The 20134-nt window shown below is 33.8% G+C and carries 25 protein-coding genes; 13 read left to right on the top strand and 12 right to left on the bottom strand.

The features are described 5' to 3' along the window. Nucleotides 1-6: 6 nt before the first annotated feature. Complete coding sequence (locus BG20_RS03210) at nucleotides 7-840, bottom strand: CdvA-like protein (RefSeq protein ID WP_048097022.1); 834 nt, start codon at nucleotides 838-840, stop codon at nucleotides 7-9. A gap of 186 nt (nucleotides 841-1026) precedes the next feature. Between BG20_RS03210 and BG20_RS03205 the strand changes: the two genes are divergently transcribed. After that, entirely contained in the window at nucleotides 1027-1335 is a 309-nt protein-coding gene (locus tag BG20_RS03205; RefSeq protein WP_010190842.1) for a hypothetical protein, read from the top strand. A gap of 230 nt (nucleotides 1336-1565) precedes the next feature. Continuing rightward, nucleotides 1566-2090, top strand: coding sequence for a hypothetical protein (locus BG20_RS03200; protein WP_010190841.1), 525 nt, complete (start codon nucleotides 1566-1568; stop codon nucleotides 2088-2090). Nucleotides 2091-2095: 5 nt separating this feature from the next. Here BG20_RS03200 and BG20_RS03195 read toward each other — a convergent pair whose 3' ends face one another. Together BG20_RS03195 and BG20_RS03190 are read right to left on the bottom strand one after the other, a co-directional pair. Beyond that, nucleotides 2096-3070: a TerC/Alx family metal homeostasis membrane protein gene (locus tag BG20_RS03195; protein WP_048097021.1), complete on the bottom strand. Its 975-nt coding sequence runs from the start codon at nucleotides 3068-3070 to the stop codon at nucleotides 2096-2098. Between the two features lie 80 nt (nucleotides 3071-3150). Further along, nucleotides 3151-3711, bottom strand: a complete 561-nt coding sequence (locus BG20_RS03190; protein WP_010190835.1) for a hypothetical protein — start codon at nucleotides 3709-3711, stop codon at nucleotides 3151-3153. A 611-nt stretch (nucleotides 3712-4322) separates the two neighbouring features. Between BG20_RS03190 and BG20_RS03185 the strand changes: the two genes are divergently transcribed. From BG20_RS03185 to BG20_RS03165, 5 genes are all read left to right on the top strand, one after another. Next, a complete protein-coding gene (locus tag BG20_RS03185) occupies nucleotides 4323-4607 on the top strand; it encodes a hypothetical protein (protein WP_010190834.1) in 285 nt (94 codons plus the stop codon). A 20-nt stretch (nucleotides 4608-4627) separates the two neighbouring features. Next, entirely contained in the window at nucleotides 4628-6256 is a 1629-nt protein-coding gene (locus tag BG20_RS03180; RefSeq protein ID WP_193353014.1) for an FAD-dependent thymidylate synthase, read from the top strand. A 36-nt stretch (nucleotides 6257-6292) separates the two neighbouring features. Further along, the gene (gene msrB, locus BG20_RS03175; RefSeq protein WP_010190831.1) at nucleotides 6293-6694 is read left to right on the top strand and encodes a peptide-methionine (R)-S-oxide reductase MsrB; all 402 of its coding nucleotides are present in this window, start codon (nucleotides 6293-6295) and stop codon (nucleotides 6692-6694) included. A gap of 137 nt (nucleotides 6695-6831) precedes the next feature. Beyond that, nucleotides 6832-7842 carry a homoserine dehydrogenase gene (locus tag BG20_RS03170; RefSeq protein WP_010190829.1) on the top strand — a complete coding sequence of 337 codons (1011 nt, stop codon included), beginning with the start codon at nucleotides 6832-6834 and terminating at the stop codon, nucleotides 7840-7842. Further along, nucleotides 7839-8315: a PUA domain-containing protein gene (locus BG20_RS03165; protein ID WP_010190827.1), complete on the top strand. Its 477-nt coding sequence runs from the start codon at nucleotides 7839-7841 to the stop codon at nucleotides 8313-8315. Before BG20_RS03170 ends, BG20_RS03165 begins: the two co-directional genes overlap by 4 nt. Nucleotides 8316-8364: 49 nt before the next feature. Here the strand turns inward: BG20_RS03165 and BG20_RS03160 are convergent, their stop codons facing one another. Beyond that, the gene (locus BG20_RS03160; protein ID WP_238527468.1) at nucleotides 8365-8958 is read right to left on the bottom strand and encodes an Ntn hydrolase family protein; all 594 of its coding nucleotides are present in this window, start codon (nucleotides 8956-8958) and stop codon (nucleotides 8365-8367) included. Nucleotides 8959-9054: 96 nt separating this feature from the next. Between BG20_RS03160 and BG20_RS03155 the strand changes: the two genes are divergently transcribed. Then, complete coding sequence (locus BG20_RS03155; RefSeq protein WP_010190825.1) at nucleotides 9055-9471, top strand: DoxX family protein; 417 nt, start codon at nucleotides 9055-9057, stop codon at nucleotides 9469-9471. Here BG20_RS03155 and BG20_RS03150 read toward each other — a convergent pair. The 3 genes from BG20_RS03150 to BG20_RS03140 are packed head-to-tail and all read right to left on the bottom strand — an operon-like array spanning nucleotide 9468 to nucleotide 12594. Then, nucleotides 9468-10817 carry a M20/M25/M40 family metallo-hydrolase gene (locus BG20_RS03150; protein ID WP_010190824.1) on the bottom strand — a complete coding sequence of 450 codons (1350 nt, stop codon included), beginning with the start codon at nucleotides 10815-10817 and terminating at the stop codon, nucleotides 9468-9470. The genes BG20_RS03155 and BG20_RS03150 overlap by 4 nt on opposite strands. Nucleotides 10818-10822: 5 nt before the next feature. Continuing rightward, the gene (locus BG20_RS03145) at nucleotides 10823-11686 is read right to left on the bottom strand and encodes an NAD(P)H-hydrate dehydratase (protein WP_010190823.1); all 864 of its coding nucleotides are present in this window, start codon (nucleotides 11684-11686) and stop codon (nucleotides 10823-10825) included. A 56-nt stretch (nucleotides 11687-11742) separates the two neighbouring features. Further along, nucleotides 11743-12594 carry a tRNA (adenine-N1)-methyltransferase gene (locus BG20_RS03140; protein ID WP_048097020.1) on the bottom strand — a complete coding sequence of 284 codons (852 nt, stop codon included), beginning with the start codon at nucleotides 12592-12594 and terminating at the stop codon, nucleotides 11743-11745. A 580-nt stretch (nucleotides 12595-13174) separates the two neighbouring features. Here BG20_RS03140 and BG20_RS12635 point away from each other — a divergent pair. Next, nucleotides 13175-13312 (top strand): hypothetical protein, encoded by a 138-nt coding sequence (locus BG20_RS12635; RefSeq protein WP_193353013.1) that lies wholly within the window; start codon nucleotides 13175-13177, stop codon nucleotides 13310-13312. A 26-nt stretch (nucleotides 13313-13338) separates the two neighbouring features. On the opposite strand, the gene BG20_RS03135 is transcribed toward BG20_RS12635, so the two are convergent. From BG20_RS03135 to BG20_RS03125, 3 genes are read right to left on the bottom strand one after another with little or no spacing between them, the layout of a single operon-like run. Beyond that, nucleotides 13339-15225, bottom strand: a complete 1887-nt coding sequence (locus BG20_RS03135; RefSeq protein WP_010190819.1) for an arginine--tRNA ligase — start codon at nucleotides 15223-15225, stop codon at nucleotides 13339-13341. Between the two features lie 2 nt (nucleotides 15226-15227). Continuing rightward, nucleotides 15228-15923: a phosphoglycolate phosphatase gene (locus BG20_RS03130; protein ID WP_010190817.1), complete on the bottom strand. Its 696-nt coding sequence runs from the start codon at nucleotides 15921-15923 to the stop codon at nucleotides 15228-15230. A gap of 55 nt (nucleotides 15924-15978) precedes the next feature. Continuing rightward, nucleotides 15979-16290 carry a hypothetical protein gene (locus tag BG20_RS03125; RefSeq protein WP_133936199.1) on the bottom strand — a complete coding sequence of 104 codons (312 nt, stop codon included), beginning with the start codon at nucleotides 16288-16290 and terminating at the stop codon, nucleotides 15979-15981. Between the two features lie 253 nt (nucleotides 16291-16543). Here BG20_RS03125 and BG20_RS03120 point away from each other — a divergent pair, with 253 nt between their 5' ends. After that, on the top strand, nucleotides 16544-17404 hold the full coding sequence (locus BG20_RS03120) for a prohibitin family protein (protein ID WP_010190812.1): 861 nt from the start codon (nucleotides 16544-16546) through the stop codon (nucleotides 17402-17404). Nucleotides 17405-17409: 5 nt separating this feature from the next. On the opposite strand, the gene BG20_RS03115 is transcribed toward BG20_RS03120, so the two are convergent. Further along, on the bottom strand, nucleotides 17410-17706 hold the full coding sequence (locus BG20_RS03115) for a hypothetical protein (RefSeq protein WP_010190811.1): 297 nt from the start codon (nucleotides 17704-17706) through the stop codon (nucleotides 17410-17412). 71 nt (nucleotides 17707-17777) lie between these two features. Here BG20_RS03115 and BG20_RS12630 point away from each other — a divergent pair, with 71 nt between their 5' ends. Then, nucleotides 17778-17948: a hypothetical protein gene (locus tag BG20_RS12630; RefSeq protein WP_193353012.1), complete on the top strand. Its 171-nt coding sequence runs from the start codon at nucleotides 17778-17780 to the stop codon at nucleotides 17946-17948. A gap of 50 nt (nucleotides 17949-17998) precedes the next feature. On the opposite strand, the gene BG20_RS12360 is transcribed toward BG20_RS12630, so the two are convergent. Then, nucleotides 17999-18136 (bottom strand): hypothetical protein, encoded by a 138-nt coding sequence (locus BG20_RS12360; RefSeq protein ID WP_157999271.1) that lies wholly within the window; start codon nucleotides 18134-18136, stop codon nucleotides 17999-18001. Between the two features lie 249 nt (nucleotides 18137-18385). Between BG20_RS12360 and BG20_RS03110 the strand changes: the two genes are divergently transcribed. Further along, entirely contained in the window at nucleotides 18386-18613 is a 228-nt protein-coding gene (locus BG20_RS03110; RefSeq protein ID WP_010190810.1) for a hypothetical protein, read from the top strand. Nucleotides 18614-18615: 2 nt separating this feature from the next. Further along, a complete protein-coding gene (locus BG20_RS03105) occupies nucleotides 18616-19725 on the top strand; it encodes an OBG GTPase family GTP-binding protein (RefSeq protein ID WP_010190809.1) in 1110 nt (369 codons plus the stop codon). Nucleotides 19726-20134: the final 409 nt, after the last annotated feature.

The following is a 20134-nucleotide window of genomic DNA, read 5'->3' as shown; positions in this document are numbered from 1 at the left end:
AAAAAATTATTGTGCTTCCATTCGGCTAAGCCAGTCGTCGTAGTGAGATGTTTCTTTTTTAACCTCTTTGGGAGGTGTTGGCAGATGTGATTTTGGTTCAGCAGCAAGGGATGCTTCTGAGTCAATGACTGGATCTGTTGGGGCCTCTGGAAGTATGGTCTGAACTAGTTGTTCTTGCTCAGAATTGCCCAGATATGATACGGCAGATTCTTGGGTTTCTTTTTGCGGTGGTTCTGTAACACTTGTTACTTCTGCATCGAGATCTGCAATTCGTCTCTTGACATTTGAGATTTCTGAGGATTCGTGAGTTACATGCTCAATTAGTTCTGTAGCGCATGATTTCACTGTCTCAAATGTATTCTCTGAGATCTCGTTGCTCTTGTATTGCACCTTTGCATCAAATAGCAACATCTTTGTGGACTTTAGCTGTTCATCTAGCTCTGCGTGTCTTGCATCTAGTTTAGCTTTGATTTGATTTTCTAGTTCATCCAATGATTCAAGTTTTGACTTGTATTTTTCATGAATTATTTCGGCATCTTCTTTCATGTCATCATTTTCTGAAACAATATCAATCAAGGCCTTTAGACGGCGCAGGGTCAGTTGTTTTTCGCGTAAAAGTCTTTGAGAGTCTAGTCTCCATTTTGGAATGAATATAACAACACTGCTTTGAACTACTAGTTGCTCATATTGGATTTGCTGTAATCCCTGAGAACCGCAGTCAACGCCAACTGATTGGATGCTTCCATCAATGTCAGTTATAGTTCCAATGACTTTTCCCATGAATGTTCCGTACATGTCTTTGACGTTCTTACCGATGATATCGATATCGTCATGTGTCATGGCTTAAAGTTTAGAGATTTGTATAACCGGGAAAGTGTGAGAAAGGTTACTTGTTTTGGTAAGATTATTTTGACAGATATTCTGTGAAAAAAATTCACGAAAAAAAATAAGATAGCCTCAGATAACATTATCAATTTAACCAATCAAAACTCTTTATTTGAGACAATTTGAAATAAATCACAAGTCATGGGTCTCAAATTAGAAGATAAAAAAGAATTGGAAAATCTGTTAAAAATTGCAACAAGCCAAATTCCAAAGTACTTTAACATGGTAAATTCTACAAAAGAAAACTGGGAAATCAAAGACATTCATGAATTTGTTTTAGGGATGGTCTTTGAGAAATATATTCACGAATCAGGTCAGTTTCTCACAAACAAAAGAATAGACGAACATCAATCAAACGCTGTTGAAAATACAATGGAGTTATTTGATGAAGGAATAGAAGTATTCAATGATAACTTGACAGATATCAAAAGACAGATCTATGAAAATTAAAAATAATTTAAAACCAACTAAAATTAAAAATCACTATAAATCATAATGCAGATCAGAGAGTAGATTAAAAAACATCCATAGATCGCTTAGTTTTTTAATTTAATTTTTTAGTATCAAAAACAAATCCAGAGATCAAAAATCAATAAGAGAGGTTATGAAAAATTAACAATTTAGATGACAGTTAGAATTTAAAATGTACTTAGGATAGACATGGAATTTAAAATGTAAGTATGGAAGAAGTTGGAAGTAAATGGGCAAACAGGTTCATCATTGCAGCTATTCTTCAAGGCGGGGTAATCACTGTAATGTCGATAGCTATTGTCGCCATGCAGTTGTCATACACACAAGTAAACATAATTCAATATCTATCACTATCTTTTGAAGGAACTGCAAAATGGTTCTTTCTTGGAATTATATTTTATTTGATCGTAGTTCTTGCAGTTGCAGTCTCTGCATTATTTTACAGTCATCTTGAAATAACATTGAAAAAGAAATTCTCCAAAGCATCGAACATTCTTGCAGGTATTCATTTAGTTGGAATGAATATTGGAGGAGCCGGTGCAATGATCATAATGGCATATGCAGGATTAGCTGGTACAGGATTAACTACGATATTTACCGAAGGAAAACTAGGTCCAAAATATCCAGCAATCATGGAATCCTTTATTGAACCAATTGGAGGATTTATCTCAATTCTGGCATTAGGTGTAGTATGTGGCGGAATGGGATTTATCTTGGCGTTTAGAAGCAAATGATTTGATTATTCTTTATTCTTTGGTTTTTTTAATAATGACGCCACAATAACAGTAGCTAAAATTACAAACACAATCACCAACGAGGTAATAGTTGGAATGTGATAAAATTCAGAGATGATCATTTTTGTTCCAATAAAGAGCAGTAATACAATTAAACCAGGCTTGAGATAATGGAATCGCTCCAACATTCCACCAATCAAAAAGTATAGTGCCCTCAATCCCAAGATGGCAAAAACGTTTGAGGTAATCACAATAAATGGGTCTCTTGTAATTGCCAAAACTGCAGGAATAGAATCCATTGCAAAAACTAAATCAGTCAATTCAATTATTGCAAGTCCAACGAGAAGAGGAGTTGCATGCAATACTCCGTTGATTCGTATAACGAAGCTATTTCCAACTAAACTTAGATTAACAGGCATGAATTTTTTTAAAATTCGAACTGCAATGTTTTTTTCTAGCTCAATTTTCTTTTCTTCTTTTTGCATTATCATTCGAATTGAGGTAAACCAGAGTAATCCCCCAAACACATAGATCATCCAATGGAAATTCTCCAACAAGGATGCGCCAACAAGAATCAAAGCTATTCTCATTGCAATTGCACTGAGGATTCCAAGTGAGAGAACCCTATGTTGATACTTGTGAGGGATACCCAAAGTAGTAAAGACGAGCAAAAACACAAACATGTTATCTACACTGAGGGATTTTTCAAGGGCGTAGCCAGTGACAAATTCTATCATCTTTTCGTTACCTAATGCAAAGTAAATCACACCAGCAAAGACACCTGCAAGTGAAATCCAAGTAAGTGTCCAACCAAGGGCCTCCTTACTTGACATGATATGTTCGGTTTCGGGCTGGCTAGATTTTCTCAGTTTTCTTTTAAGTTTGTGAATTAAACCAAGATCAATTGCAATTGTGATTCCCAAAATAGCAAAGAAAAGAATCCAAAGTTCTAATGTAATCACTCCAGATTCTATCGGCAAATCGATTAACTTCGACGAAGCGGTGATTATAAACCAATCTTCTAATTATCTAATACTAAAAATATCTAAAATTCAAAAATTCAGAATGCATTTGTTGTCCAATTTCTCTCAATTAACTTGATTTTTGTCTCAGGTTTTACACAAGCTGGAGAACCATGATAATTTTTGATAATCAGAGAGAGTCCAGGATTGCATTCAATCAGTTTACCAGGAGTACCATTTTTGAATTGTTTTAGCGGGGACATGATCAAATCATTTTTATTTTTTGAAATTATGATTGTAGCGACATAATCTTTTGAGATGTTAGTTGTACTAACAGGATATGGTAAGACATCGATCAAAGTAATTTTATAAGAACCAACATTTTGTGATTGAATTTCATTAGTTGTGAGAGTTAATGTCTGGTTTTGTATTTTATCATAAACATTAAACGTTACAGAAGCACGACCTTCCCATACACAGGTAACATCAACAGGACATCTAGAATCATCAATTTCAGAAAAGGATACAGTGAGGGCTCCAAAGGATATTGTTTGATGTAACTTAATCATAATCGGTTCTTCAGATACCATATCCTGAGGCTCGGCAAAAGACACACTAACAGTTGCAAGTAGAATTAAAAAAATTACAACATACTTCATATTTTGTAGATAGACGGGCAGATGTTCATAAAGTATTCTAAGAATTTGTAAATAGACGGCATGAGGTAATGGTCGAGAAAACCCCAAACCATCTATTAAGATAGGATTATTAATTTAGAATAAAAGACTCGCGTAGAAATTATTAGTAGGATCTAAATACTATTTTATCAAAATACACATAATTGAAACTCTCACCAGACAACAAATCGTTGTTGGTCTTAAGTTTCAATTTTATAAAAATAGTTTATCGTTAGCAAGTAATGTAATTATTTTCACATGAAGAATGTATCGGATCATCGACAAATTTGAGGCAGGAATCACACTTTAATCGGGTAGGCTGTGCACAAACTTTACAAAGTTTTATGGTGTTTAGCTGCTCTCCGCAGTTACGGCAGGAATCAAGTCTCATAGTAGAAATTCTTTAAAAAGTCTATTAGAATTGTTGTATGTGTTTTCTGTACAACTGTACCCTAAGTACATCCAATATCAAAAACTACCAAATTATGAACACTTTATTCCAAAAAATATCAGGCGTGAGTAATTTCAATACTCCAATCTTGAACAAAGTAGGATTTAGAAATTTTAAAATTTAGCAATAAATAAGATGCAATATGATTAAAAAAGAAGAATTACAATATATTTTGAATTTTGTTGCAAAAAGGTGGGTAGATATTTCAAACGAGCCAAATAACAAAGTTATGGAAACACTACCAAGTAATTTTTGGATGAATTCTGTAGGTGGAAAAGCAGGGAAGGGTAGATGGGTCACGGCATTAATGTATACAGAAAATGAAGCAGATGCAAATGCATTCAAAGAAGTTTTGCTAAGATGGCAAACCAAAGGAATGGAAAAAACTCAATCCCCCGATCTAATACAGATTGGAAAAAAGAAATAGACTATTAATAATTGGAAAACATGACAAGCATATTGTCAGAATTTTCAGATAGTGAAAAAAAAATTCTAGTAGACCATTTTTCAAATGCAGATGGCAATGTCTTTGCAATAACTACACCAAGGCAAGTCGACCGAGGAGCTTTGATGTCAAGATATAGTAGGACAGATAAGAGTATGCGACGAATATTTTTAGATGAATTTTTACAAAATGAGAGCAGAGGGGAAGAATTTTACAATCGAGTCCTCTTAGAATATGGTGATGATTCAGTTGCAGAGTTAGGAGAGGCCCAAATTGCAATTGAAGGGTTATCAAATATAGCAGTTAAAAAAATTGAAGATAGAAGGATAGGGTTATCGTATTTAGAAAAATCATCAAGATATGTAGCTTGGAATAAAAAAACTGATGGAGAGTATAGATTCTACAAAGACCCGGTCTTGATGAAATCAAAGTTTAGTGATTTGTATGTTGATGCATGTAATTTCTCATTTGATGTATATTCAAAAAACATAGAACCTATGATAAAATATGTCAGAGAAAAATACCCAATTGAAAAATATACTTTTAAAGACTCCAAAGATGGAAAAGAAAAATCATTTTCCAAACTAAAAGAAGAAAACGACATAAAATCAGCAAATATGATTTACAATGGTTCAACAAAAGCAAAAGCACTAGACATTCTCCGAGGACTATTACCTGCATCAACGCTAACCAATGTCGGAGTTACAGGTAACGGACGAGCATTTGAGTATCTACTAACTATTTTAGGTGCATCAGAACTTGATGAAGAACGAGATTTAGCCTCAAAAATCAAAAAAGAACTAGACACTACAATCAAAGCTTTTGTTCGAAGAGCCGATGACAAGTATGGAAAGTCATTCCAAGAATATCTAAAACAGGTCAAGATAACATCAAAGAAGATTGCAAAGAAAATCAAACCGGAATTGATTACAGGTACAACCACAAGACTGGTAGATTATGAACCTGAAAAAAGTGCAATAGATAAAATAATTACAAGTATAATCTATGAGCAATCTCCAAGTACGTCATATCACAACATAATGCAACAAGTAAAAAAATTATCTAAAGATGAAAAAATAAAAACAATCAATTCATTTACAATCTTACGTAAGAACAGACGTCATAGACCATCAAGAGCATTTGAGAATGTTTACTATACATTTGATTTACTAAATAATTTTGGAATGTTCAGAGATTTTCATCGACATAGAGCACTTACATTAGAAAGGCAATTACTAACAACAGATCATGGGCATAATACTCCAAATGAGATCAAAGTTTTAGGTATTGAAAAAGAGTACCAAGAATGCATGAAGAATACAAAACAAACATTTGATAAAATAAGAAACAAACATCCAGAGCAAGCTCAGTATGTCGTTAACTTTGCATACAACTATCCTTATTTTATGAAATTTAATCTTCGAGAGGCATGTCACTTGATTGAATTACGAACAGTACCACAAGGACATATTGATTATAGAAGAGTTGCACAACAAATGTTCAAAGAGATAGACAAAGTCCATCCAAACTTGAGTAAAATAATGAGGTTTGTGGATTTAAAAGAATATGATCTAGAGAGATTTGAATCAGAAAAAAGAACAGAGGAAAAAAGAAAGAACCTTAAAAAATAGAAAATATTCTAATACAATCAGAAAACAAGGGAAAACATGACAGAAAAAATTGTAAAATCAACCAAGGAATGGAAAGAGGTGTTGACACCAGACCAATACGAGGTATGCATTAACAAGGGTACAGAGCCACCATTTTCTGGAAAATATTACAATACTAAAGAGACAGGCACTTACAAATGCAGTTGTTGTGGAGAGGAATTATTCAAATCAGATACAAAGTATGATTCAGGTTCGGGATGGCCAAGTTTTTGGAAACCACTTGCAGATGAAAAAATAGAATACATTACAGATGATTCTTACGGAATGATACGTACCGAAGTAAACTGTAAGAAGTGTGGGGCACATTTAGGACATGTGTTTGATGATGGGCCAAAACCTACCAACCTAAGATACTGTATCAACTCAGTTTCACTTGAACTTGATAAAAATGATGAATAATATGATTGAAACATCAGTTACTTTTGAGCAGAGAAATTATTTTCAAGAGAATCTAAAAATTATTAATAAAACACAATCATTGATAAGAAAATCAAAGAAATGAATCACAAAAATAAATCAAAAAGGATAGAAAAAATTTGAGAATAATACTTTGTGGATTTGGTGTTGTCGGTCAAAGTTTGGTTAAATTATTTAATTCAAGATCAGAGGATCTTTATGCAAAGTACGGATTAAAACCACGAGTGATCGGAGTCTTTGACAGTAAAGGAAGTGCTGTTGACAAAGCAGGTCTAGAATTAGACAAACTCATCGAAGTAAAGAAAAAATTTGGAACCGTGAAAAATTATGCAAATACAAAAAACAACATGTCAGGAGTAGACATGATCAAAAATCTAGAAGCTGATGTATTAATTGAAACTACAGCTAGCAACTATAAAGATGCAGAGCCTGGAATGACTCACATAATATCTGCAATGAAAAAAAGAATGCATGTGATATCAGTCAATAAAGGACCGCTGGCGTTGGCTTTTCCTTCATTGATGGAGTTGGCAACTTACAACCAAGTAATCTTCAAATTCAGTGGAACAGTAGGTGGAGGAACACCAATTCTAGATTATGCAAAAAATAGCCTGAGAGGTGAGAGGATTACATCATTTTCAGGAATCCTAAACGGTACAACCAATTACATTTTAACAAATATGGCAAAAGGACTGACATTTGAGACGGCATTAAAAGATGCAAAGGACAAGGGGTATGTTGAGGCAGATGAATCACTTGACTTGGACGGATTGGATGCTGCAGCTAAACTAGTAATTTTGGCAAATTGGGTAATGGATATGAAGGTAACAATGCCTGACATTAATTGTAAAGGTATACGCAACGTAACAACTGATGACATAAAAAAAGCGACAAAAAACAATTGTGCCATTAAATTGATTGCATCATGTAACAAAGAACTCATTGTAGAACCAAAAGAGGTCTCAGTAGATGATCCATTATGTGTCAATGGAACATTAAATGCAATTGCATTTACTTCAGAACATTCTGGAACTCAAACAATAATTGGAAAAGGGGCAGGCGGAATGGAAACTGCGAGCTCCATACTCAGAGATTTGCTTGACATCAGACAAGAGATAGTTAAAAGTTGAAATCCAATTTAATTTCAAAAAGCGAAACGGCTGAACTATTAAAGACAGTTTCAGAAAAATGGGGAATGGAGTTTCCAAAAACAAAAAACCTCATGGTACATGAAATTACAGATGATGCACAAATAATCATAGGACCAGGATTAAAAATTTTAAAGGTTGGAGAAGAGTATCTTCCATTTTTGTCAGAAACACAGCTATTAGAGAAATTTCCTCATGTAACTGTGGATATGGGAGCAGTGAAATTCATGTGTAAAGGTGCAAATGTAATGAGACCTGGAATTAAAGGACATAGTGAATTTGAAAAAGAAAAGATAGTGTGTATTATTGAAGAATCACAACACAAAGTTTTAGCGGTTGGAAAATCAATTATTTCAAGTTCAGAGTTAGATAGTATTGAAAAAGGGGAAGTGGTAAAAAATATGCATTATATTTCAGACAAGTTTTGGGAAATTGGAAAGACCATCCACAGTTAGAACGTAAGAAATAATCGACTAATAATTTATTAAAAGATGGAATTACGATTTAGATTTTTTCAGTGTATTCTTTGATACCGTCTTTTGTAATGACAAGGACATCAAGACCATCACCACTTGCAGAGTCTCTTAATGCTGCAGAGCGAACTGCTCTTTTTGCCAAATCTATTGCTTCTTCCTGAGTCATGTTTGGTTTGAATTGAGGATCTAAAACACCTAATGCCATTTCAGCGCCAGTTCCTACTGCAGCATATTCATCAGGCAATACTGAACCTAATGGATCAAGTGTGAAGAGAATTGGCTTGTCAATAATACCACCAACAATTACCTGAGTCAATAATGGGAAATATCTTCTTTCATACATCATATTTGACATCATTTTTGCTATAGTATTTGGTGGGACATCACGTTTTAGTTCCATTTTTCTAATTTTTGCAAGGGCTGCAATTTGTAAAGTTAAGATTTGCATATCAGCGACAAGGCCAGCACATGTTGCTCCGACTTTGGGAGTTATTGGAAAAGTCTTTTTTGTAGTCTTGCTTACTAGAAAATTTCCAAATGCGATCCTTTTCTCACTTGCAAGAACAATTCCATCTTGAAAAGTAATTCCTACAGCCGTTGCTCCTGGCATGTACATAGACATAATTGAAATCATTTCAGAGCATAATAAAGGGCTTTCTCCTTTTTTACGCGAGAAATCTGATAAAATAATTTATACTGTAAAAAATAGATCTTCATAATGACTGAATCCAGCATCCATCAGACTAAATTAAATGACATTACAAATTGGGGCATCAGAGCTGCAATAGGAGTAATATTCATCGTACAAGGTTCTGGAAAATTCAATTCAGGATTTGCAAATATGCTAGGAAATATGGGAATTCCAGTAGAGATGCAAATACCAATTGCATTAGCAGAAGTAATCGGAGGAATTTTATTAATTGTCGGAGTGTTGAGTAGAATCTCAGCGTCACTACTTGCAATAATTATGCTTGGAGCAATATTTGTAGTCAAAGGAGCATCAAATCTTACGGGTAATGGCGGATATGCAATAGACCTGTTAATTCTTGCAGGTGTGTTAATGATAATTACGGCAGGTCCAGGAAGAATATCTATTGCACATATTGTTAAAAAATTACCTAGATGTCTACACTAGTCTTTTCCAAATTTTTCCATGATAAGGTAAATACATTTTGTAGTCTTTTTTAGTAAATCAATTCTTGCAAATTCATTTGGAGAATGGATACGTGCAAACATGTAAGTGCTTCCAACTGATATACAGGGAGCATTTAAGAATTTAACAAAAGAATGCATTGGACCGGTGCCAGCATTTGAAACATTTAGAATGGATTTTCCAAATGATTGATCAGCTGCCTCTTTGACTTGAGATACAAATGGCTCAGAAGGGTTTGTTCTAGCAGCTGCTTCGCCATGAAAAACTTTAATCAATACATCTTCGAATCCTTTTGATTTTAGATGTTTTCTTAATCGAAGCGTCTGTTTTTTAGGGTCCATTTTTGGAACCAATCTAAAATCAATCTTGACTAGAGCTTCTCCAGGAAGTACAGTTTTTGCACCATTTCCCGTATAACCTGAAAGCAGTCCTGCGATGTTGCAAGTAGCACCACCAACTAGTGCTTTTTTCGCATCAAGTCCATGCATGTCACCTACAAAAGACTTGATTCCAAATTCTTTTTTGAATGATTGTTCATCAAATGGCTCCTGTGAAATTATTTTCAAATCAGTTTTTGAAAGAGGTATTACTTCCTTGTACCAGTCTTTGATGAGAATTCTTCCATGTGAATCTCGCAGTGTTTGAACTGCTTCAAGTAATCTCCAAGCAGGGTTTTTAATCAATACTGCCAAGCTAGAGTGTGCATCACGGATTGATTCTTTTACAGATAATTCCACGTACAGTAAGCCTTTCATTCCTAAACCAATGATTGGTCGATTTTGTGAATCGACATATCCAAATTCCCAAATCACACCATCGCATGCAAATTTCTTTTTGTATTTTTTTAGATATTGATCAATGTGAGCACTACCTGTTTCTTCCTCACCCTCAATTACAAATTTAATATTGCATGGAACATCACCTGTTGTTTTTAGAGAGGCCTCAACTGCCTTAATTCTTGTAATTAATTCACCCTTATCATCAGATGAACCTCTTCCAAAAATTTTGTTTCCCTTTATTTTACCACTGAATGGAGGATCATCCCACAAATCAAACGGTTCTGCAGGTTGAACATCATAGTGGTTATAAAACATCAGAGTTTTGTTTGGGTTTTTCTTTGATTTTATTTCACCATAAACTATTGGTGCCACATTTCCTATACGTAGAATTTCAGATTTTATTCCAGATTTTTCAAGTATTTTTTTTACTAGTTTTGCACATTCTTCAATGCCTTCATTTTTAGCTGAAACACTTGGTTGTCGAATTAATGTTTGTAGTTCAGAAATTAAATCATCCATGTGGGTATCGATGTGTTTGAGAGCATTCATCTTTTTCACACTATTCGATCAAATGGTTTCATAGTATTTGCAAGTTCATCCAAGAGATCCATTGAAGTCATATGCAATCCAAATTTCTTTTGAGTTGCTTTTCCTGCCATTCCGTTGATAAAAGTTGCAGCCGCTGCACACTCCAAAGCATTACGATTTTTTGAAAGCATTCCAGCAACCAGACCAGAAAGCACATCACCAGTTCCACCAACAGTCATTCCAGGAGTTTTTTTCTCATTAAGATATGTAGTAGTTCCATCTGAAATAACATCAGTTGCGCCTTTTAGTAAAACAGTGATTCCATTATCTTTGGCATTTTTTTCAACCAATGCAATTCGCTCTTTTTTTGAATTTGGTGGGGCTGTTCCAAATAATCGTTTAAACTCACCTGCATGTGGGGTAACTACGACGTTTTTGTTTGGCAATAAGGGCAACACGTCTGGAACAAGTGCACTTGCATCCAAGGATAATCTTACATCTCTATCCAATAGAGTTTTTATCAAAAGTAACAAAGAGCCCCTTTCTTGTACTGCAAGCCCCATTCCAATTGTAGCAGAATCTAGCTTATGAGGTAATGCTCCAAGAAGTTTGTTTACAGCACCACGAGTTAATTTTTGATCAACTAGTGGAATAACAATGAGATTTGGAGATACTGCTCGAGTTGGAGTAACATTGACTTTTGGGACTGATGTATACACCAAATCAACTCCACATCGAAGTGCAGCAATTGAAGATAAGATAGGAGCTCCATGATAGATGTAGCTTCCCCCGATAACCAGCACGGTTCCATTATCACCTTTGCGAGATGTTGCTTTTCGTGCAGGAATGAATTTTTTAACTAGAGTTGCAGTAAGTAATTTTCTAACCAATACAAGTATACTAAAAGCAAGTGGAATAAATCTTGTTTCAATTCGATATGTTGAACTTATGTGGATTCTTCAGATTCAACATCAGATTGAGTTTCTTCAGGTAAAACATCAGATTTTTTCCTAGAACCTCTACCAAAAAATGCCTTTCTTGCATAACACAAGTATGTTGTATGACCAATTCCCTGAAAAGAATGTCTAGTTTTTCCTTCACGAGCTTCAATTGTTCGAATTATGTGTTCAGTTGATTCAATGTCAGTAAACTCATTTTCAACTAGTGCAATTGTTAATTTTTCTAGTTGATTCATAGTAGGACAAATTGCAAAGACTGAGCCACTTCCTTTGAGCATCTTTCTGACTTGAGGTAATACAGTCCATGGATCACCAAGATCAATTAAAGCAACATCAGCTTCTTCTATTGGCATTTTTTTTGCAATTTTTATGTCTAATTTTTGTTGAGTCACATATTTTGACATGCCAGCTTTTTTGATATTTTTTTCAGCTATCTTCATAAAATTATCATCTACATCAAAAGTATAGACATGACCACGTGGTTTTACAACACTTGCAACAAATGATGTAAGAGAGCCACTTCCAGTGCCGATTTCTAGAATTTTCTGACCGCTCCCAATTCCGGCACGGGCTATAATGTAACCGATGTCTTTAGGATAGACAATTTGTGTGCCATGTTGAAGTTTCATGACATAGTCATACATGGTTGGTTCTATTAGATAGACATACTTGTCTTTGTTAGTAACTAGCCTAGAACCATATTCTTTTCCTATAGCATCAGCATGTTTGATGACACCTATATGAGTATGAAGTGAATCTTTTTTTGAAATTTTAACCAACCATTTCTTTGATTGGTTAAAGTAAAACAGTACGGGTGAATTCTGCTTAATCTTTGTCATTATATTTTTTTAAAAATTTTTAGATAAGAATCTACTGGTATAGTAATAGAATATTATCCACAACAAATTGTTAGAAAAAGCCATAACATGAAGAAAAATCGGAGAATAAAGAAACCATCCATGTTTGTTTATCTGTTACACCCAGACCGATATTATCTAAATTAACATATCTAGTCTATGGTAAATTCATATTGTCATTTGTGCAAAGATGGCGGTAAAAATTGCATAGAAGTAAATGCCAATCAAGACTATGCAATGAAAGTGCTTCATCCAAAATGTCAAATCTGCGGTAGACAATTAATAGAATAATCTACCTTAAGATTTGTCTTTTTATCTATAATTAAAAATAAGAAAAACAATCAACTATAATACTGGTTTATGAGTTTGTTGTTTTTTCATGATGAGTTACTTGTTCATCATTTTGCTCTCTAATTTTATTTACAATTAAGATGGTAGTTACCATAAATTAGATTGATTGTTGAAAATAAGAATAATAGTTTGTGTGAATCGAACAAAAAAGCAATCATATGACAAAAATCTAATTCGTATTCAATAAATACAGGAATTTTCCAGTTACAGTATGACAAATATGAAATGTGTATCATGTGGGATAGGATTTTTCTCACCAACAGGTGCAGACAAATGTTCCAGATGTGCAGGACAAGCATCAGAAGGACATGGAGGTCATGATTCCTGTGGCTGTGGGCATAGCCACTAAATCATTTTTTTATTAATTTTAGAAAATCACATTTTATCAGGTGCTTCAATTCCAAGTAATCCAAGTGATTTTTCAAGAGTCATCTTAAAAGAATTTACAAGACACAATCTTGAATTTTCTAATTTCTGATCACCTAAATCAATAACCTTAACATGTTCATAAAACGAGTTAAAAGATACAGCCAAGTCATGGCAATATCTTGCAATTACTTTGGGGGATAGATTTTGAGCTGCGTTTAATACAACGAGTTCAAATAATCCAATGGTTCTGACCAGTCCCAATTCCGAATCATCAGTTAACAAAGAAAAGTCAACATCTATTGAAGGAGAACGACCAGATTTTTCAATTATTCTTGATGCTCTTGCATGTGTGTATTGTATGTAAGATGCTGTATCACCTTCCAAACTAAGTGATTTTACCAGATCAAATGTGATAATCTTATCCAAGTCTTGTTTAATCATCTCATAGCGCAGTGTACCGACTGATACAATATGAGCAATTTTTTGAATTTCAGAATCATTCATCTCAGAATGTCTTTTCTTTGTTTCTTCAATTGTTTTATTTTTTAAAATATCATATACAGAATCGGCATTGACGTAGAGACCTTTCCTTCCAGACATTTGGGCTTGTTTGCCATCAGTTTCCAATCCAAGTGTTTGTGCAGTATCAGCACTTAGAGTTACAGACTCATATCCAAGATGAACATATGCGTCAGGAGCAGATTTGAATTTAGACATCAATGTTGTAATGATTTTTTGTAGTCTTGCTTGCCTTGAATCAATTACAGTGATTACTTTGTCTGCAGTAAAATGTTGTCTTTGCTCATTACTATCTGCCAAAGTTGTTTGCCAAAGGATGCGATTATCGGGTTGTATCTTTTCATATTTTTGATAATTGAAAGGATCCTCAAGTAATCCTAGTTTCCATGCAGCATATGGAATGTCTTTTGCAATGTATGTTGCAGTTCCATTACTTCTAACGATAACCTTGTCTTCCTCATTATTTTCTCCGCGAATTACCCAGCAGTTTGCATTTTTCCCTTCGGATTCAAACTCTATTAGTGACATTTCTTTGAGTTTTTCAAAGATTTTACTCCATAGTCCTGAACGGATTATCTGTGATTCAAAATTAAGACAGTCATAATAAACACCCAAATTCCAGCAAGTTTCCAGTTGATTCTCCAAAACACGGCGTGTGATTTTGTCTGCAAATTTAGCGGTTTGAGAATCTCCATCTTCTAACTCTTTGAGAACATTTTTTCGAATCTCCTCCAAACTAGAATCATGTTCATATTTTTCGGTTGTTTTAACATAAACATCATCACCACAATAGTGATCAAATTTCTTCCCTGCAGGAGGTTCTTGTTCAAAACCAAAGTATGTGAAACCTACAATGATGTCTGCAACTTGTAATCCAGAATCATCGACATAGTTTAGCACGTTAACTTTGTAGTTTGATTTTTTTAAAATTCTGGCAATGGTATCGCCAATTATGATATTTCGTATATGGCCTATGTGTAGAGCCTTGTTAGGGTTGACACTCGTATGTTCCACTACTATTGATGAGTTTTTCCCCAAATCAACTGAGCCAAACTCGTCTAAATCAGATTCAGATAAAATTAATTGGTTTAACTTTTCCCAATTTGCAAAAAAATTCAGATATCCAGAATGATGTGATTCAACTCTTAAGACAAGAATGTTTTGTGAAGTTTCAAATTTTGAAGCCAACATATTTGCAATCTCTTTTGGATTTTTTTTTAACTGCTTTGCAAGCAAAAATGAAACATTAGAGCTTGCATCACCGAATCCAGGTTTTGAAGGCTCTACAGAAAACAAAATTCCAGATATAGACATTTCATCTAATATTTTGTGAATGTTATTTTCAATTTCATCTAATAATGATTTGAATGACATGGTTATACCTCAGATAATTTAGGTGCTAATTTATCTAGTGCTTCTATAACTCCATCGCCAGATTTTGCAGATGTTGTTATTGTTGCATGTGATTTTACAAATTCAGAAGAATTACCAAGTGCAATGCTAGTTTTTGCTACTTTAAACAGTGGGATGTCAGTTGCACTATCCCCAATCGCTATCACATCATCACTGGATATGGACATGCGCCTCATTATTTCTTGAAACCCAGTTCCCTTGTCTATTCCAGGGGAGTTTATGTGAAAAGCATATTGGCTATCAGATAGCAAAACATCGAGATTCTTTTCGTGCAACAGGTTTTTTGCCAAATCAAGATCAAATGTTCTTTCCAATACAACCTCAGTCATTCTAGGAAAAACAGGTTTTTCAACAACATTATCTATTTCGTTTTTAATGATTTGGAAGGCACTCTGACATTGCTGTAAATCGCCAAGTAAGACATGCTCATTAGTATTCAAGGTAATGCACCCACCGTTTTCACCTACAGCGATTTTTGTAGTACCTCCAAATACAGATAAGAGATAAGCCTCAACAGAAGATCGTCCAGTTACAAAGATTACATTGTGACCAATATTTGTCAGATGTCTTAATGCAGATAACGCATCAAGATTAATTCGACCAGCCCCATTTTCGGTAATAGTACCATCGATGTCTACTGCAAATGTTTTTTGCTTCACATAATGGGTTTTTAGAACCGAATAATATTTGCTACGTGTAGTTTTCGCCTAGATTTTAAGAAAAATATTTTTTGAGTCCTTCTTCAGTAGGATGCAACTCTATTTTAGGACCAAATAACCCCTGTTTTTGTACAACCTTCATAAATTTTTTATTTTCCAGATCTTCTAAAACAGAGTTTAATTTTTCATTATCAACACCTAGTTTTTTCTGAAGTGCATCAAAATTTTTTGTTCCATGACTGAGTTCGCCTAACACTAGCATGTCAATTGATTTAGGAGGGGATCCAGTTGAGGGCACATCAAATGTATCCGATGATTCAATGGTATTATTATTTGAGAGTTTAAACACTTTTATCAGGAGAGACATTAGCAGGAGGATTATTCTTTCTGTATTTTCTTATTATTCGCGGAAGTACTCTAGACAATGGAATCAACAAAAATATCAAATAAATCCACATGTATCCACTCTCAGCCATACTAAATCAGATATTGCATCATATTTGATTATTGTCTTTTACAATTAAATTAATTTGAATAATTCAAAATAGATAATTTATTAAAAAATAAATCCATGATTAATAATTAACAGGGTATATGTATAGTCAAAATAACATAAGATATTGTCAAAATATCAGCAACCAAAAATGGATGTTAATTTTGGAAAAGCTAAATTACTGATTCTTGGAATTATCGGGTTTATCATAATTGCGGCATTAGCTGCAGCAGCAGTGCAAATAGTAGAAGCTGGAAACAGAGGAGTTTTACTACACTGGAGTGCTGTAGACACAACTGTTCCACCATTGGAGGAAGGATTGCATTTTGTAGTACCATTCCAAGACAAAGTGATAAACATGGAAGTTAGGACACTCAAATTTGTCAAAGCAACATCTGGCGCTTCAAGAGACCTTCAAACAGTATCTACTGAAGTGACAGTCAATTACAGAGCATCTCCAAATTCAGTACATGTTTTGTATAAAGAAGTAGGATTGGATTATGAAAGTAGAATCATTCAGCCAGCAGTAGAAGAAGTCGTAAAGCAGATCACTGCAAAATATAATGCCGAGGAATTGATCACAAAACGACCACTTGTTAAAGCAGACATAGAAACAGAAATCACTGCACGTTTAACACCATATAATATTAGCACAGATGCCATTTCCATTACTGATTTTCAATTCTCTCCGTTATTCTCACAAGCTATAGAATCCAAAGTCGAGGCTGAACAAAAAGCACTCAAAGCAGAAAACGATCTTAGAAGGATTGAAGTTGAAGCAAGACAGCAAGAGCAACAAGCGAAAGGCATTGCTGCGGCAAATGTAGCAGAAGCATCAGGTGAGGCAGAGGCAATCAGAATAATCAATGATGCATTAGCTCAAAATCCAAATTATTTAGAATGGCTTAAAGTACAAGCTTGGGATGGAAAACTACCATTAGTTGTAGGCGAGGGTGGAACACCATTTATTCAAATACCAACTAGATAGACAATTTATTCGGTTTTTGATTTATCTCTAATAGAATCATACATTGCAAGAAATTGTTCTGGTTCTTTTTGCCTGTATCGTTTAGCAAGTTGTGATATTTCCTTTTCAGACATATGCTCTCTTTTATTTTCATAGTATTCTTTTATTATCTGAAATTGAGTTTTTTTAATATCATATTTTTGTAAAGTTGTATTGACAGATCTATTGCACCAATAATCAAATATGACTAATCGGTATGTCAAGTATCCCGCAATAGCAATAGGAACAGAAATCATAAGGGTGATGATTATAACTGCTAACATGAATTAGATGTATTTTCTTGTTATTTATTGTTAATTTCTAAAATGAAATTTGAATAGTTAATAGCATCTTAATGCAAAAATTAACAATGATTCACAAAATCAAATATTTTGATGCAAAAAAATTATCCCATGGAGTATTTCTCCAAGACGTAGTTAATGAATTTCTAGCTCAAAAAGGAGAAAACATTGTATCAATTCATCCAGTAATGGCAGATTCACTACTAGTACATTATAAAGAATAATGAAGTAAATTTTCAAATACTTTAATTTTTCACTTTTTTAAATTCTGGAATTATCTTCTTTCACGAATTTTTTGCTCTAAAATATCGATCAATTCATTTACCATAAAATCGCCATCGCGGACATGGCTAATTCCCGTAATTGTCTTAATTCTAGTCATCGTTTCAGCAGTGATCTGTAGTTGAGGCATATAATACTTAGAACGCTTTGTTATTTAAACGAAAGAATATCTAAAATTAATTTTTCAAATTACATTTACAATCACATTCAAACATCCCAGCTTTTCCCATACACTGGTCATGATGTTCATGATAACATTTGTCACAGGTAACCAAGTCACTTATTTTGGATAAACTACGATAAATACCGACGTAATTGCATAAAACATCAATAAAAAACAACCTAATAGAGTACGGATAAACAGAAAGTAAATCAAGATATGACAAAAAAAGGAAGCATAGAAGAGATATTTAGCAAAGCAATATTTGCAGATGATGTAGAGTCATACCAAGTAACCTATCGAGATTTTGAAAAATTGAGAGAAACATCATTGAAGGAGTTTGTCAAAGAATCAAATAATTTTCAAACAATTCCAATCACAAGAATAATGAACATTAAGAAAAATCATAGGATTTTATTTGAAAAGAATCGTAAAAGGGATGAATAGATTTGGGAATTCCTGAAAAAATTAAAGCCATTCAAGATGAGATGGCAAAGACTCAGATCAATAAAGCTACAAACCACCACATTGGTTTGCTAAAAGCAAAAATTGCAAAATTAAAACGAGAGCAAGAAGATAGAGAGATTCAAAAAAGTGGCGTAAAGACAGATGGATTCGATGTAAGGCGTTCGGGAGATGCCACAGTTGTGTTTATTGGATTGCCAAGTGTTGGAAAATCAACACTGTTAAACAAATTAACCGATGCAAAATCTGCAGTTGGTGCTTATCAATTTACAACATTAACAGTTGTACCTGGAATGATGGATTATAGAGGAGCTAAAATTCAAGTTCTTGATTTGCCAGGAATTATCAAAGGAGCATCAAGTGGCAAAGGTTTAGGAAAAAGAATTTTGTCTGTTGCAAGATCTGCAGATTTGGTCTTACTTGTTCTTGATGTTTTTCAACCATTTCACGAAGACGTGTTAGTCAATGAGCTTGGAAATATAGGAATTAGGTTAAACAGACTGCCTCCAAACATCACTGTCGAAAAGTCCCCTATGGGAGGCATTGCAATTGCACAACAGGTAAAATTAACAAAAATTTCAGAACAACATCTAAAAGATATTTTACACATTTACGGAATAGTTAGTGCAAGAGTAGTAGTCAGAGAGGACATTACATCTGAGCAGCTAGCAGATCATATTGCTGGAAACATAAGTTATTCAAAATCACTTACAATATTAAATAAAATAGATTTAGTAGATAGAGAATTTTTAGAAGATCTAAAAACAAAAATAAAATCAGAAGTAATCGAAGTTTCTGCAAATTCAGATATCAACATAGAATTACTAAAAGAAAAAATCTATGAAAAACTTAATTTCATTAGAATCTATATGAGGCCAAAAGGTGGTGAAACGGATTTTAAAGAACCACTAATTGCAAGAGAGGGAGACACAGTAGAAGACATTTGTAACAAATTACATCGCAATATGAAAAAACAATTTAGATATGGGATGATTTGGGGGAAAAGTGTAAAGTTTGGCGGACAACGTGTGGGATTAGACCACATTGTACAAGATGAAGATGTTTTGACAATAATCAAAGCGCGTGGGATGTAATTTTTAAATTTCATTTGCAAAATAGATCAGAATAAAATACAATATTCAAAAAAAGAATATGAAAAAACAAAATGATTTTAGTTTTTGTGAAAAAACGAACAAAAGATGTGCGTCGATCACAAAATAATTCTGTTTTTTTTTAGAAAATACAGTTTGAAAAAAATATTGATCGATGAAAAAATATTTTTTGAAATTTTTGGATCAGAAATAAATTATAATGATCAAAATTTCGTTTAGAAATAGTAATCAAATTGTGTAATTTTGTTTAGTCGTACTATAGAAAAACGATGAAAATGCCATTTTATTAATGGCTACAAAAAGAAAAGCTGCCTCTAAACGTACATCTCGAAAGACTGTCGTAAAGAAAGCAGCTACTAAAAGACGAGCCGCTCCAAAAAGAAAAGCAGCA

This window comes from Candidatus Nitrosarchaeum limnium BG20, from assembly GCF_000241145.1.
Taxonomy (GTDB): Archaea; Thermoproteota; Nitrososphaeria; order Nitrososphaerales; family Nitrosopumilaceae; genus Nitrosarchaeum; species Nitrosarchaeum limnae.
This window is presented reverse-complemented; position numbering and strand designations above follow the sequence as displayed.